The 15190-nt window shown below is 44.0% G+C and carries 13 protein-coding genes; 5 read left to right on the forward strand and 8 right to left on the reverse strand.

Features of this window, described 5'->3' with window-relative positions:
• Positions 1–616 precede the first annotated feature (616 nt).
• Together corA and WC615_RS18020 are read right to left on the reverse strand one after the other, a co-directional pair.
• Positions 617–1741 carry a magnesium/cobalt transporter CorA gene (gene corA / locus WC615_RS18015; RefSeq protein ID WP_372979463.1) on the reverse strand — a complete coding sequence of 375 codons (1125 nt, stop codon included), beginning with the start codon at positions 1739–1741 and terminating at the stop codon, positions 617–619.
• Positions 1741–2352 carry a WbqC family protein gene (locus tag WC615_RS18020; RefSeq protein WP_372979464.1) on the reverse strand — a complete coding sequence of 204 codons (612 nt, stop codon included), beginning with the start codon at positions 2350–2352 and terminating at the stop codon, positions 1741–1743. Before WC615_RS18020 ends, corA begins: the two co-directional genes overlap by 1 nt.
• A gap of 35 nt (positions 2353–2387) precedes the next feature.
• Here WC615_RS18020 and WC615_RS18025 point away from each other — a divergent pair, with 35 nt between their 5' ends.
• Together WC615_RS18025 and WC615_RS18030 are read left to right on the forward strand one after the other, a co-directional pair.
• A complete protein-coding gene (locus WC615_RS18025) occupies positions 2388–3266 on the forward strand; it encodes a lysophospholipid acyltransferase family protein (protein ID WP_372979465.1) in 879 nt (292 codons plus the stop codon).
• A 6-nt stretch (positions 3267–3272) separates the two neighbouring features.
• Entirely contained in the window at positions 3273–4328 is a 1056-nt protein-coding gene (locus WC615_RS18030) for a glycosyltransferase family 2 protein (RefSeq protein WP_372979472.1), read from the forward strand.
• Between the two features lie 129 nt (positions 4329–4457).
• Here WC615_RS18030 and WC615_RS18035 read toward each other — a convergent pair whose 3' ends face one another.
• Together WC615_RS18035 and aroQ are read right to left on the reverse strand one after the other, a co-directional pair.
• Positions 4458–7025 carry a mechanosensitive ion channel family protein gene (locus WC615_RS18035; RefSeq protein WP_372979466.1) on the reverse strand — a complete coding sequence of 856 codons (2568 nt, stop codon included), beginning with the start codon at positions 7023–7025 and terminating at the stop codon, positions 4458–4460.
• Between the two features lie 97 nt (positions 7026–7122).
• Positions 7123–7545: a type II 3-dehydroquinate dehydratase gene (aroQ, locus tag WC615_RS18040; protein WP_372979467.1), complete on the reverse strand. Its 423-nt coding sequence runs from the start codon at positions 7543–7545 to the stop codon at positions 7123–7125.
• A gap of 40 nt (positions 7546–7585) precedes the next feature.
• Between aroQ and xerD the strand changes: the two genes are divergently transcribed.
• Positions 7586–8485 carry a site-specific tyrosine recombinase XerD gene (gene xerD / locus WC615_RS18045; protein ID WP_372979468.1) on the forward strand — a complete coding sequence of 300 codons (900 nt, stop codon included), beginning with the start codon at positions 7586–7588 and terminating at the stop codon, positions 8483–8485.
• 122 nt (positions 8486–8607) lie between these two features.
• Here xerD and WC615_RS18050 read toward each other — a convergent pair whose 3' ends face one another.
• The 4 genes from WC615_RS18050 to WC615_RS18065 are packed head-to-tail and all read right to left on the reverse strand — an operon-like array spanning position 8608 to position 12577.
• Positions 8608–9219 carry a thioredoxin family protein gene (locus WC615_RS18050; protein ID WP_372979469.1) on the reverse strand — a complete coding sequence of 204 codons (612 nt, stop codon included), beginning with the start codon at positions 9217–9219 and terminating at the stop codon, positions 8608–8610.
• A 38-nt stretch (positions 9220–9257) separates the two neighbouring features.
• Positions 9258–9830, reverse strand: coding sequence for an NADPH-dependent FMN reductase (locus WC615_RS18055; RefSeq protein WP_372979470.1), 573 nt, complete (start codon positions 9828–9830; stop codon positions 9258–9260).
• A 37-nt stretch (positions 9831–9867) separates the two neighbouring features.
• The gene (locus WC615_RS18060) at positions 9868–11226 is read right to left on the reverse strand and encodes a PAS domain-containing sensor histidine kinase (RefSeq protein WP_372979471.1); all 1359 of its coding nucleotides are present in this window, start codon (positions 11224–11226) and stop codon (positions 9868–9870) included.
• The gene (locus WC615_RS18065; RefSeq protein WP_191174839.1) at positions 11216–12577 is read right to left on the reverse strand and encodes a sigma-54 dependent transcriptional regulator; all 1362 of its coding nucleotides are present in this window, start codon (positions 12575–12577) and stop codon (positions 11216–11218) included. The genes WC615_RS18060 and WC615_RS18065 overlap by 11 nt, the downstream gene beginning before the upstream one ends.
• A gap of 305 nt (positions 12578–12882) precedes the next feature.
• Here WC615_RS18065 and WC615_RS18070 point away from each other — a divergent pair, with 305 nt between their 5' ends.
• Both WC615_RS18070 and WC615_RS18075 read left to right on the forward strand, forming a co-directional pair.
• On the forward strand, positions 12883–14136 hold the full coding sequence (locus WC615_RS18070) for an efflux RND transporter periplasmic adaptor subunit (protein WP_191174838.1): 1254 nt from the start codon (positions 12883–12885) through the stop codon (positions 14134–14136).
• A 131-nt stretch (positions 14137–14267) separates the two neighbouring features.
• The gene (locus tag WC615_RS18075; protein WP_191174837.1) at positions 14268–14945 is read left to right on the forward strand and encodes an ABC transporter ATP-binding protein; all 678 of its coding nucleotides are present in this window, start codon (positions 14268–14270) and stop codon (positions 14943–14945) included.
• Positions 14946–15190: the final 245 nt, after the last annotated feature.

The raw sequence follows: 15190 nt of genomic DNA on the forward strand, positions 1-15190 counted from the left end.
AAGCTTTTGGTAGTTTTGGTTTTCAAACAGGGCCATTTTAATGCGCATATCGTGCAACTGTTCCATGGCATCCAGCAGCAGGGCAAGGCGTTGCTCACTTATCTTTTTCATCTCATCCATAGCTTTTTCTTTTTTCAAAATTATGAAAAGAGTATTAGGATTACTAATATTTTTAGTATTTATTAGGGAAACATGTATTCCTTTACCCGGTATTTCGCCGTTTTAGTCCTCATTGTTTTACCACCCTGTCATTTCGAACGAACAGGTGAGGGTTGGCGCGTGGGGGTGAGGAGAAATCTTGTTCGAAATGCCGGGTTGCGACATTGCATAATGAACAAGATTTCTCCTCGTACCTCGTTCGAAATGACAGGGCGGGGAGGTCTGTTATAAAAGATTTATCTGCGATGAGCTCCCTACGGTCGGTTCTCCTTGCTACAATCTTAGCATTTTTTGTCCAATTCGTTTTACCACCCTGTCATTTCGAACGAACAGGTGAGGGTTAGCGCGTGGGGATGAGGAGAAAACTTGTTCATCAGGCAAAGTTCGCCTTGCTTATCGAACAAGATTTCTCCTCGTACCTCGTTCGAAATGACAACGTGGTGAGATTGGTGGAAACTTACAGCTTATTGAACCAGCCCTTTTTCCAGAAGATAAACAACTGGAACAAACCGATCAGAAACATCCCGATAAGGGCGTAAACGTAGCCATGTTGTACGTACAGTTCGGGCATATTATCTCTTATCACATGGCCATGGTCGTCTTGCCTGCTAAAATTCATCCCGTAGATTCCGGCAATAAAGGTTAGGGGGATAAAAATAACGGAGATAATGGTCAGTACCTTCATGATCTCGTTCATGCGGTTGCTCACCATGCTCAGGTACAGGTCTATAATGCTGCTGGTAACCTCCTTATAGCTTTCCACCATATCCATGGCCTGGATGCAATGGTCGTAGGCATCGCGTAAAAACAGTTTGATATCTTTGGTAATCTCCGGGCTTTCGCTGCGGATCATGTCATTTATCTTATCGCGCTCGGGCCAGCAGGCGCGCCTAATGGTGATGAGCGTGCGCTTTAGTTGCTGCGCGTCAAACATGATGGTTTTATCGGGGCTTTGGTAAAGTTTGTCCTCGGTTTGGTCTATCATATCGCCCAGCTGCGATAGCAGTACAAAGTAATTATCCAGTATGGTATCGGTAAGGGCATAAAATATATAACCCGGCCCGCCGGTACGAATGGTGCCTTTACCTGCTTTTAAACGGGTCGTAACCACATCAAAGTAATCGCGGTGGCTCTCCTCAAAGCTAATGATGATGTTGTCTTTAACTATCCCGCTAAACTGGCAGTTCACCAGTTCGTTTTCGCTGTTAAAATAAATGATGCGGCTGGTGCCAAACACGTAACCGTCGTACTCATCAAACTTGGGGCGCTGGTGGGTGTTCACCACATCCTCCAATACCAGCTGGTTTATACCCAAAAAAATGCCTATATCCTCAATCAGCTGTGCATCGCCCAGGCCGTTAATTTTTATCCAGTGGGTGTGGTCGGTGCATTTGGCAATTTGCTGGGTAATGGTTTTCATGTCCTTACCCTTGCTGGTTTGCAGGTCGTCCTGGTTAAAGGAAAAGATGGTTATTTGCGGCGGGAGGGCATCATCGGGGATAATGATAGAACCGGGGCGTGCCCCCACATTGATGTGACGTTTGTGTTTTTTATACTTTACACGCTTGGTATAATTTGCCATTACAAATAATTTACAGCCTGCGGCCCCTGGTTAAATAACAGATCTACAATGCTCAGGTTCTTTAAAAAACCCTCACGCTCTTCAAAAACCTGAAAATAGGGCTTTTGTTCAGCGTCCGGTATGTTTTTAGCGCTGAAGGCGTTTCGCAGATCGGTTAGGTTAGGGTAGCCGGCTTCGTAGGTATCGGTAAAGGATATATGCTGCTTTATTTTTAGCAGGCGAAACAATAACTCCAGCAGTTGGGTGTTATAATCGAGCAGAAAGACAGGTTGCTTTTCGTAGAACGGTGCAAAATCATCCTCGTAATACTCAAAATAAGCCGAGCGGCGGTAACAGGTTTGTAAACCCATCCAGTGCGCGCGCTGCCACCTAAAATCATAGCTTATCCTAACGTCTTTTGTTTTGGTATGGTTTTTTGAGCCTTTTACAATAGGCACGGTAAGGGTTTGCACACCATCGGGCGAATAGATGTTTGCCCGGTTACGGTAGGTTTGTTTTGGGAAATGTTCCTCCTGTTCAAACACCACATCCGGCTTAAAAGCGGTAAGCTTTGTGAAATAATCTACCGGTGGCAGGTAAAACATAGGTAAAACAGCTCCGTTCTCAATCATATATATTTTTTATGTTTGTGGCAAAATTGGGAAAAATGTTAAGAAAAGCGGCTTTAAATACGGGTATATTTTTTTTATACCTGGTATCGCTGTTGCCGTTTTGGTTTTTATACGGCGTAGCCGATGTTATTTTCCTGTTTTTGTACTACATTATCCGCTACCGGCGCGATGTGGTTAGTACAAACCTGAAGAACTCGTTCCCTGAAAGGAGCGAGGCCGAACGCAAGCAAATTGAGCGCCGCTATTACCGCTACATGGCCGACCTGATGATGGAAACCATTAAGATGATAACGGTGAGTGAGAAATCGCTGCGGAAGCGTATGAAACCCACCAACCCCGAACTGGTTAACCATTATTTTAAGCAGGGCAGGAGCATTATTGCCGCAGCCGGGCATTACTGCAACTGGGAAATGGCCGCGCTGGCCTTTGGCTTGTTAACTACCGAAAAGCGCATTATTGTTTACAAACCCCAAACCAACGAGGTCTTTAACGATATGTTTAACCGGGTTAGGGCACGTTTTGGGGCCATACTGGTGGCCATGAGGCAAACCCTGCGTACCATGATAGCGTTTAAAAACGAACTTACTTTTAGCGTGCTGGTAAGCGACCAAACCCCAAACTATCATGAAATAAACTATTTTACCAATTTTTTGAACCAGCCTACAGCAGTTTTCCTGGGGATTGAAAAACTGGCCAAAATGATGGATGCCGTAGTATTATTTTACAGGATAGACAGGGTTAAACGTGGTTATTATACCTATACACTAGTGCCGCTGATTGAGCAGCCCAAACAAACTACCGACCACGAGATAACCGAGGCGCATGTGCACTACCTCGAAAAAATGATACAGGAAAACCCGCAATACTGGCTTTGGAGCCACCGCAGGTGGAAATATAAGCCAGAGGATTTTTAACAGATGATGAACACACCCAAGGTAGCCGTTGTAATATTAAACTGGAACGGCGTTAAATACCTCCGCGATTTTTTGCCGTATGTACTGGCCTCTACCTGGCCCAACCTGGATATTGTGGTGGGCGATAACGCTTCATCAGATGATTCGGTTGCTTTTTTGCGGGAGAATTACCCATCGGTAAGGATCATTGAAAATAACGATAACTACGGCTTTACAGGCGGCTATAACCGTGTGCTGGCACAGGTTGATGCTGATTACTACATCCTGCTAAACTCGGACGTGGAAGTGCAGCCCAACTGGATAGAACCCGTTATAGCACTTATGGAAACCGACGAGCGGATAGCCGCCGCCGCTCCCAAGATAAAAGCATACCATAACCAAACCCATTTTGAGCACGCAGGGGCCGCTGGTGGCTTTATTGATAAGTTTGGCTATCCTTTTTGCCGCGGCCGGATATTTTACGATATAGAGGAGGATAAGGGCCAATACGAGCAAGCGGGTGAGGTGTTCTGGGCGTCGGGTGCGGCCATGTTCATTAAAAAGCACCTTTGGGACTTGGCCGGCGGTTTTGATGAAACCTTTTTTGCCCACATGGAAGAGATTGACCTGTGCTGGCGGTTAAAAAATATGGGCTACAAGGTGATGTACTGCCCGCAATCGGTAGTATACCACGTAGGCGGCGGCACACTTAATGCCGAAAACCCTTTTAAAACATATCTTAACTTCCGCAACAACTTGTTGCTGCTGAAGAACAACTTACCGTTTTGGCGGGCTGTTTGGGTGATAGGCCTCCGCTTTTGGATGGACCTGCTGGCATTGCTGCGCTTTTTAATGGAGGGCAAACGCAAGGATGCCTGGGCGATCAGCCGGGCGCATCAGAATTTTGTACGCAGGTTATTTAAGTCAAAAGTTAAAAGTCAAAAGTCGAAAGCTTACCGGAAACAGGCTGCCAGCACTAATTTTAAAACGCTCAGCGGTGTTTATACGCGCAGCATTGTTTGGGATTTCTTTGTGGATAAGAAGACAAAGTTTACTGATCTGGTTGAGAAGGACCTGCATTAATTTTTGTTTCACGCAAAGGCGCTAAGACGCAGAAAGCTTCCATGTCATGGTGAGCTTGTCGAACCATTTGCCAAACGTTTAAGTCTTCGACACGCTCAGACTGACAATCAATTTTCGTATTAGCAATATTTACTGATCAGGCGCTATTGGCTCTGTACCGGCATCCGGCAGATCGGTATCTGTGGTATCTGTAAGCGGTGTGTCTGTTTCCTCTGCCGGTGTCTTTTTCTTCTTCCTTTTAAAAAGTTCCTGTTGCTCGTTGGTGAGCCTTAAATGCAGGTCGCGCTGCGGGAATGGGATCTCTATTCCTTCTTTATCAAATGTGGCGTAAATATCTGTCAGTACGTTGCTTTTAAGCGATAACCAGGTGCCGATATCAGCGGCCCAAAACAGCAAACGGAAGTCTACTGAGTTCTCATTCAAATTATGCACAAATACCAATGGCGCCGGGTTATCCATGATCTCATCGCGGTTAGCTAACAGATTGGTTAGTATCGTTTTTACCTTATCAATATCCGAACCATAGGCCACGCCGATGATCAGCTCGATACGGCGGTTGTTGTTGCTCAGTGTCCAGTTGATCACGTGGTGAGATATCAGGTCGCCGTTGGGTATAATTACTTCTGCGCCATCGCTGGTAGCAATTTTACTTGAACGGATGCCAATTTCCATAATGGTGCCCGATCGGTTATCCACTTCAATAATATCACCTATCTGTATCGGTTTCTCAAAAGCCAGTATCAAACCCGATACCAGGTTGTTTACAATGTTCTGCAAGCCAAAACCGATGCCAATACCAAAGGCACTGATAATGATGGTGATCTTATCCAGCGGGAAACCCGAAGCCGCTATAGCCAGCAGGAAGCCAACCGAAAAAACACCTAATTTTATCAGCAGGGTAGATGTACGGTTCTTCTTTTTCAGTACATCAATATCATTGGCGTTTTTGCCGGCCACCTCATACAGGTAACTGATTATCCGCGCCGCTACTGACGATAGCCAGATAACCGCGATGAAGATGATAATGCTTTGGAAAGTAAAACTTGTGTTGGTGCCGCCCAGGCTGCGGTTATCCGTCAGGAATTTCCCTAAACCGTCAAATACAGCATCTTCCACACTTAAATTCTGGAAAAGCATAATAAGCCAAAGCACGCTTGCCAGTATGGTTAAAATGCTCCTGAACTTATTTTGCAGCAGTTTAAAATCAATAAACGAGCTTAGTCCATTGCTGTTTTTATTGGCCTCTAACTGCAGGAACAGGCTTTGCATAATTATTTGCACCAGGTAGTACATGCCCAAAGCCAGCCATAAGTTGTATACGGCTGTAACCCCAATTATTTTAGATAGGGTAACCCTGCCAAATACATTTAGTACAAAAGCTACGCCCTGTAGCCCTATAAATATTTTAAGGATGATCCTGGTATAAGGCAAATAATCTTCCGGTGCTTTTTTTACTTCTTTATAGAAGCGGTAGCTTACAACTGTTGCAATAAGCGCCAGTATCAATACAATAACCCTATCGGTGTTTGATACCTCTACAAACAGGTTGCTAAAGCTATAAACAAATGCCAGACAGAACATTATACGCAGATACCTAAACAATTTTTGCGGGCATGTTTTTTTAACCAGGTAAAGTATAGCCAGTATAAGTACCAGGAAAAATAGCTCGAGCACGATAACCGGCGGATGGTCATAAAAATTGGGTACTATGGCAAAGGCTACAATTACGGCTGATGTAATGGGGTATAGCGATACATATTTGGCATGGCTAAATACCCCCTGCGGCGACTCCTTAATCCGTAAAACTTTGCGCCTGTTGGTGTAGATCCAGCTAAAGAACAATACTAAAATAAGCAAGCCCGAAAAATGGATGAACGGATCGCGGGTTAAGAAAAAGGTGAACAGCTTAGTGTTCATACTTACGGTTTTGGTAAGCGCCGTGCCAAAGGTGCTTTCCGCATTCTTATCCATTTCCCAAATGCTGTTATCCTCGTCGCTTAGTGCCTGGATGCTAAACTCGCGGATCTTGATATCTATCTGGTCTTTCAGATCCAGTAGCGAAATATAAACCGAAGAGATGCGGTTTTGCAGTAAACCAACTTTAAGTAACAGTTTTTTATTGGTGGTATCCAGGCGGTAATGTTTGTTTTCTAAAGCTATCTTCTGTGCAAAATAAGTGTTACGCAGGCTACTGTCTGACGGGATTATCTTTAACGATGAATCCTTATCCATGGAGGCCAGCTCGTTCTGGTTTTGCACCAGTTTGGTATTTATATCGGCCAGTTTATCCTGCCACAAGTCCAGCTGGTCATCGCTGCGGGTAAGTATATCACGGATTGCATACAGGTAACGCAGGGTGCTTGAGCGGTCGTCATCAATCAGTTTTTTGATAAGGCTGATACGGCTCTCGAAAGAGGGAAGCTTTTGGCTAATATCAACCGTATCGATATTACGCGACAGGCTCGTTTTGATCTGATTGAATGATGAAGTGTAATACTCAACCTTTTGCAGCAGGTTGTTGATTGATGTATCGGATTTTTTGAACGTCCGCATCATCGAATCACGACGCAGAATGGCCCGGCGCAATGAATCGCGTACCGATTGGGGCTTTCGTTTGCCTTGAGCAAACCCATCGGCCACAAATAAAGTAAGTATGAACAGGAGTAGGGGGAGTATTTTAAATACTTTATTATTCATTGTAGGGGTATTTCGTCCCGATAGCTAGCGGGAATTGTATTACTTGAACATTTAAACCCTCATTTAGAATTTAGGTTTTAGCGTTTAGTATTTATGTTTAGTATTTCAGCAACAAGCTCTCAATAGCCAGTCTGTAAGAGTGCATCCCAAAACCCGCTATAACGCCTTTGCAACTTGCCGCCAACATAGAGTGATGCCTGAATTCTTCGCGTTTGTAAACATTAGATATATGCACTTCAATAGTTGGGGCGTTGATAGCCGCAATTGCATCGGCAATGGCTATAGAGGTGTGGGTGTAAGCACCTGCATTCAAAACAATGCCATCGTAACTAAAGCCAACCTCGTGCAGTTTGTTTATAATTTCGCCCTCAACATTACTTTGGTAATAATTAATGGTGATGTTTGTAAAATGTTTTTGCAATTCGGCAAGGTAGCTTTCAAAATCGGCACTGCCGTATATAGATTTTTCGCGTACGCCAAGCAGGTTTAAATTTGGCCCGTTTATAATTTGTATATTCATTTGTTCAAACTTAACTATAAATCATTAAAACTAAAATCAATTGGACTGGCCAAAGGCAATAAAAGGATTTAAAGCTTATTTAAAACTTGAGCGTTCGCTGGCGCCAAATTCTGTCAACGCTTATAGTAATGATTTAGAAAAACTGTACCAATATGCTGATTTACAGGAAACTAAAAAATCACCTACAGAATTTTCTTTACATGATTTACGCGGTTTTATTAACTGGGTGAATGAGTTGGGCATGATCCCGTCTACACAATCGCGTATTATATCGGGCATCAAAGCTTTCTATAAATACCTGCTGATAGAAGACCTGATCGCTGCTGATCCATCCGAATTATTAGAGACGCCCAAGATCCAGCGCAAGCTGCCTGACACCCTGAGTATTCATGATATTGATAAAATGATTGCCGCTATTGATCTTTCAAAACCCGAGGGCACGCGCAATAGAGCTATTTTAGAAGTAATGTATGGTTGTGGTTTACGCGTATCTGAATTAACGGAACTAAAGCTATCTAACGTCCATCCCGATATAGAATTTATAAAAGTAACCGGCAAGGGCAGCAAAGAGCGATTAGTCCCAATTGGTGGCGAAGCCTTAAAGGCGCTTAAGATCTGGACAGAGCAGGTACGTGTACATATCGATATCAAAAAAGGCGAAGAAGACCTGGTATTTTTAAACCGCCGGGGTAGCAGGCTTAGCCGGGTTTATATATTTATGCTGGTGAAGCAGCTGGCGGAGTTGACAGGGTTACGGAAAGACATTAGCCCGCACACTTTTCGCCATTCTTTTGCCACCCACCTGGTTGAAGGGGGCGCCGACCTGCGTGCTGTTCAGGAAATGCTGGGCCACGAAAGTATTACTACAACAGAGATCTATACCCACCTTGACAGGGAGTATTTAAAGAGCACCATAATTGAATTTCACCCGAGGAATTGATGCCATACCCATCTGATCGTCATTGCGAGATACGAAGCAATCTTCGACATGTATGTAGTCGACTGTTCTATCGAAGATTGCCACGCTTCGCTCGCAATGACGGGGGGATAGACTATTAATTATTATTTAGAACCAACCGTAGCCGGCGAAACAGGTGCAGCAGGTTTTGGCGCAACAGCCGGTGCAGGTTGGTTTTGCGCAAAGCGATTGGCTATGATAGCTAATTGCCCGTCATTCAGTTTAGACGTAGCTTTTAGTAATTTGGTAAAAAAGGCTACTTCTTCTTTACTGGCCGGGCAGCCAACATTTTCGCCATAGGTATCTAATGATGCACCCGCGGGCCTTACCTGGCTGTCGCCTAAAACTTTGCCTTTTGCATCAAGCACCACCCAAAATGGCAGCCCCGATTTTTCACCCTTAAGCTTTGTCATCACCTCTAACGATCCCGGGTTCTCCAGATTCTTTTTGGCGGGTTGCTCCATAACATCAAGTTTGGCTATCACATAGTTATCGTCAAACATTTTCTTTACCATCGGGTCGTTAAGCGAGGCTTCCATCTTTTTACACCAGCCACACCATGATGCGTGGAATATGAGCATTACTTTTTTATTCTCTTTGGCGGCTTTAGCGTAGGCGTCTTTCAAAACAGTTTCGCTTGCCGGCATGGTGGCAGTTTGGGCAAATCCCGATTTAACGGTAAACAAAACAAACAGTATTAGCAGTGATTTTTTCATGGCGGTTAATTTTAAAGCAATTTAGCAAATAAGAATTATTATGCGATGGCTTTCAGTAGTTTATACGTTAAATTTTTTAAACTGCTTTCAACATCGCTATCCGTAATGCTTCCATCTGCATCCATTTTTGAGCGGATGTAGGGTATAAGTAAGGTACCGCCTTCCATTATATTACAATCAATAGCACCCAATACTTTTAGCAGGGCTGCATGAGCGTTTTCGCCGCCGGTTGATGCTGTTACCAGCGCTGTTGGCTTGCCCGAAAATGAGGCGCTGGATACCATCCAGTCCAGCGCGTTTTTTAACTGCCCGGGTATGCCAAAGGCATATTCAGGTGTACAGATAATAACGGCACCCGCATTGGTGATGGCTTGTCTTAACGCAGTCACCGGTTCGGGCGGGGTGTCATCATCCAAACCCGGGTCGAAAGGAGGGATAGTGGCTAAATCATCATAGATATGATAACTGATATCCGCAGGAAGTAAACTGCCAATAAACTTTAAAACCTTATGGTTTGATGAGCCTGCACGCAGGCTGCCGGGTATAGCGAAAATGTTAGCCCCCCGGCCCCCTGAAGGGGGAGTAGGATTGTTTTGCTTATTATTCTCCATGACTCTAAATTCAGTTCCCCATTTAGGGGGTTAGGGGCTAATTATTAGCAAACTGCAAAATAAACACCGACCCTTTACCTTCTGTAGATTGTACCTGTATATTGCCTTTATGCAGCAGCATTATCTGTTTACAAAGGCTTAAGCCTATACCGCTGCCCGTTTTGCGGGTGCTAAAGAATGGGATAAAGATCTTGTCCAGCAGTTCGGGCGGCATACCCAGGCCGTTATCGGTAACTTTTACCAGTGTACGGTTATTGCTTTGCACCTCAGCAGATAGGGTTATGCGAGGTTCCTCGCGGTCTTTAACCGCTTCAATGGCATTTACCAGCAGGTTTATCATTACCTGGTCTAAAAGGTTTATATCTGCAGCTATGGACAGTGCTGGGTCGCGCAGGATAATTTCCAGTTCGATGTTCTTTTTCTCGAGTGTCGGTCGCATCAGGCTGGCCAGGTTCTCGAAAATATTGCGTACCAATAGCTTGTTCAGATCGAGCTTGGTTATTTTATTAAGGCTACGGTAGCTTTCGGTAAATTTAAGCAGGCCTTCGCTGCGGCGTTTAATAGTATCTATGCCAAGCGAGATATCTTCCAGATCACTGCTGCCTATGCTATCAGCTATTTCCGGGCTTTGCAGGCGGTTCTTCTGCGTATCAGCAAGGGAAGAGATAGGTGCAACGGAGTTCATGATCTCGTGCGTCATTACGTTCAACAACTTCGACCATGCTTTTGATTCCGTTTCGTCCAGGGCCTCACTCACGTTCTGAAAGGCAATAAGCTTATACATCTTCTCGTCGCTGCGCATAATGCTTGCGGTAACCAACATTTTTACCTGCTGCTGGTCGCGGGTTATGGTTAGCACGGTAGCATCTCCCGGTTTAAGTTTTACTACATCTTTGTATAAAAGAGGCTCCCGTTTTTCGAGTGAATGAATAGTTTTTAAATAAGGGATGCTAATGAGCGATTTAAAAGCCTCATTTATCCAGCTGATCTCGCCGGTTTCTTCCTCGTAGCTTAAAATGCCGGTATCTACCAGCTCCAATATCTTTTGCAGATAATGATACTGTGTTTCGCGTTCGCGGCTAATGAGTTTAAAGGTGGTGTTTATATCGTTAAAACCTTTGCGCAGGGGTTTTAATTCATTCGGTGCTTTGCGCACATCAAAATGCCTGGAAAAATCGCGGTAGTGGATAGACTCTACAAACTGGTTCACCTCATCCTGTGCCTTTTTATTAAAACGGATCAGATCGAGCACAGAATATACCACTAACGGCACGGTTATAACGGCATATAAAGGCACACCATCGCTTTTTACCACTGCCAGCACGGTAGCCGTTACAGCAATAAACAGGAAAAGCACACGCAGCACCAGCCGCCATTCGTAACGGTTAAATATCATATTTGCTTAGTCTGCGGTACAGGGCGGTACGGGTTAAACCTAATTCTTTTGCGGCACGGGTAATATTGCCGTTATGCTTATCAATAACGCGTAAAATGGCGTTTTTTTCAAGCGTACTTAACTGGATATTGTCCTCATTAATAATGTTTTCTCCCGGCGATTCCAGCACAGAGAAGATCAGGTCATCAGCTTTAAGCAGTGGGTCGTCCGCCATAATCACGGCACGCTCAATGGTGTATTGCAATTCGCGTACGTTACCGGGATAGCTGTAGCTGCGTAATTTGGTTAATGCCGTATTATCAAAATCAGCAGCAGGTTTTAAATATTTATTGCTGTACATTTTGGCAAAATGTTTGGCCAGTACAACAATATCCTCGGCGCGTTTGCGCAAAGGCGGCATATTTATCTCTACCGTGTTAATACGATAGATTAAATCCTTTCTGAATTTATTCTCGTTGGCCAGGTCTTGCAGGGGCACATTGGTAGCACATATCAGGCGGATGTTTATATCAATGGCTTTGTTGGTACCCAGGCGCGTAACCTGCCTGTTCTGTAAAACGGTTAAAAGTTTGGCTTGCTGCTGCAGGCTGATGTTACCTATCTCATCCAAAAACAAAGTGCCGCCTTCGGCTTCCTCAAAACGGCCCATACGGTCTTCGCGGGCATCAGTGTAAGCACCTTTTTTATGGCCAAACAGTTCGCTTTCAAACAACGAATCGGTTAATGCGCCTACATCCACTTTTACAAAAGGTTTATCGGCACGTAACGATCGTTCGTGAATAGCCTTGGCCATCAAATCCTTACCCGTACCATTCTCGCCCAGTATCAGGATATTGGCATCGGTAGGGGCTATCTTGTTTACTTTATGGAAGATGTCCTCCATCACTTCCGAGTCGCCCAGGATTGAGGTTTGCCCGGCTGTGCCTTTGGCTGATGCTTTGTTTGATTTTCCGCCGCCGTCCTCTTTTTTATCAAGCAGGTCTTTGATAGTGTCTATCAGCTTTTCGTTGTGCCATGGTTTTACCACAAAATCGTTGGCACCTTCTTTTAGTGAGCGCACCGCCAAATCTATATCGCCATAAGCGGTTATCATTATAACGCATATATTTGGCTTCCATTCCTTTATTTTACGCAACCAGTAAATACCTTCATTGCCTGTATTAATGGCACTGTTAAAGTTCATATCCAGCAAAACAAGGTCAACCTGGTTACGTTGCAGCAGCGAGTTTAAATTCTCCGGGTTTTTCTCGGTTATAATTTCCTGGGTTTCTGTTTTAAGTAATAACTTAACAGCCGTAAGTACATCCGGGTCGTCATCAACAATTAAAACGGTTGCTTTTTTAAGTATCATGTATATATAAGGTAATGAGTTGGTGGTTAGCAGCACGCAAATGTGCTTAATATAACCCTTGCAATTTAATATTTTGATACGAAATATCGTACCATTTAGCTTATATTAAGTATAATATTGATTATCAACTATGATTAGCGAATGGTTGGTTGCAGGGCCAAAAAATACATTGTATCATAACCGAACACTTGCTGTAACAGAAGCGTACGGTACAATATTGGCTTTTGTATTTAATTAACTGAAATACAGATGTTTAATTTGTGGCATGTGTTTTTGTATTCATTTACCAAATATTATTAAACACAGTGGATAGAGTTATACAAAAAAAGAAATGGAGCACTAAGCGCCTGATGACCATAGCAGGTATTGCGGGTGTTGTGGTTTTGGTTGCCGGCAGCATATTTTTTACCTCCGGCAAAAGCAAGTTAAACGTTGATACCGAGCGTATCACCATAAGCGAAGTTAAAAAGGGCGCCTTCCAGGAATTTATTCCGGTTAACGGGGTGGTAATGCCTTTGAATACGATATTCCTTGACGCGGTAGAAGGCGGGCAGGTTGAAGAAAGATTTGTGGATGATGGTGCTATGCTAAAAAAAGGCGACCCAATTTTAAAGCTAAGCAATATTGATGAAGAGCTAAACCTGGCAACACAGGAGTCGGCTGTGTTTGGTGAGCAAACACAAATGCAGATAGCGCATAACAACGCTCAGCAAAATACCATAACCAAGCTTAATCAAATGGCCGATGTTGACAACGCTTATAAAGAAGCAGAGCGTATTTACCTGCTTGATAAAAAGCTTTTCGAACAAAAAGCTATCGGCTTGCAGGAATATCAGGCAGCCAAAAACGCTTACGATTACGCCCTGCGCCGCAAACGCTTAACCACCCAGATCTTAAAACAGGATACAGCTCTTATCAAACAGCAGGATTTGCAAGCCCAGGAGCACTACGCGCAAATGAAATCGGCATTAACGCTGATGCGTAAAAAAGTTTCCAGCTTAACCTTAAGGGCACCTATCGACGGGCAGTTAACATCTTTGGATGCTGAGGTTGGCCAAAACAAAAACAAAGGCGAGCACCTGGGCCAATTGGATGCACAAAACGGCTTTAAAGTACAGGTTGATGTGGAAGAGCATTACCTATCACGTGTGTATGCAGGCTTAAAAGGTGATTTTAGCTTTGCCGATAAAACCTACAAACTGGTTATTAAAAAGGTGTATACACAGGTTACCAACGGGCGTTTTAAAGTTGATATGCAATTTGAAGGCGAAGTACCAAAAGGTATCCGTAAAGGGCAAACCCTGCAAATACGTTTAGCTTTAAGTGATGAAACAACCGCGCTGTTGCTACCTAAAGGTGGGTTCTACCAGCAAACAGGTGGTAACTGGATCTTTAAAGTGAGCGAAGATGGTAAAACAGCTTACAAAACCGACATACAAATAGGCAGGTATAATACCGATAACTATGAGTTATTGAAGGGCTTAAAACCGGGCGACAAGGTAATTACCTCAAGCTACGAGAACTACGGCGACATACAGGAACTGGTACTGAAAAAGTAGCAGTGGCGTGTAACCTTCTTGTAAGAGATGCGTCTTGTAAACAGATAAAGAGAAATTGAACATAAAAAAAATATAAATCACAATTTAACAAAAAGGCTTCTGCGCGAAGGCACGGAAGCTGGGGAGGCCAAATGATTAAAATTACAGAACTTGAGAAATTTTACCGCACCGAAGAGGTAGAAACCATCGCGTTAAACAAGCTTTCGATGCATGTTGATACCGGCGAATTTGTGGCCATCATGGGCCCGTCTGGTTGCGGTAAATCAACCCTGTTAAACATCCTGGGTATGCTGGATGATCCGGATGAAGGCAGCTACGTATTCAACGGTATCGAAGTAGCTCATTTTAATGAGCGTAAACGTGCCGATCTGCGTAAGCACAACATCGGGTTCGTTTTCCAGAGCTTTAACCTTATTGATGAGTTAACTGTATTTGAAAACGTTGAACTGCCTTTGATCTACACCGGCGTAAGCGCGTCAGAGCGTGTTAAAAGGGTAGAAGAAGTGCTTGACAAAATGCAGATCATGCATCGCCGTAACCACTACCCGCAGCAACTATCGGGTGGTCAGCAACAGCGTGTGGCTATTGCCCGTGCGGTTGTTAACAAACCAAAGCTGATCCTTGCGGATGAGCCAACAGGTAACCTGGATAGCAGCAACGGTAACGATGTAATGGAACTGCTAACCGACCTGAACGAACAAGGGACTACCATTATAATGGTTACCCACTCTGAACATGATGCCCGTTACAGTCACCGTATTATCCGCCTGTTGGATGGACAAACTGTAATGGAGAACATTATGGTATAACTACCGTACCTTTTAGTTTAATTTAATATAGTTAAGTGTGCCTCCTGCCTACCTCTCCGCTTGATTAAAGCGGAGGGGTTAGCTTGAGATTTGCCTTTTAATGAGGATTCCTATGTTCAAAAACTACTTAAAGATAACCTGGCGTAACTTATTGAAAAACAAAAGTTTCACCATTATAAACATCGCCGGTTTGGCAGTTGGCATGGCCAGTGCTGCGCTTATACTTTTTTGGGTGCAAAACGAGG

This window comes from Mucilaginibacter sp., assembly GCF_041663085.1.
Taxonomy (GTDB): domain Bacteria; phylum Bacteroidota; class Bacteroidia; order Sphingobacteriales; family Sphingobacteriaceae; genus Mucilaginibacter.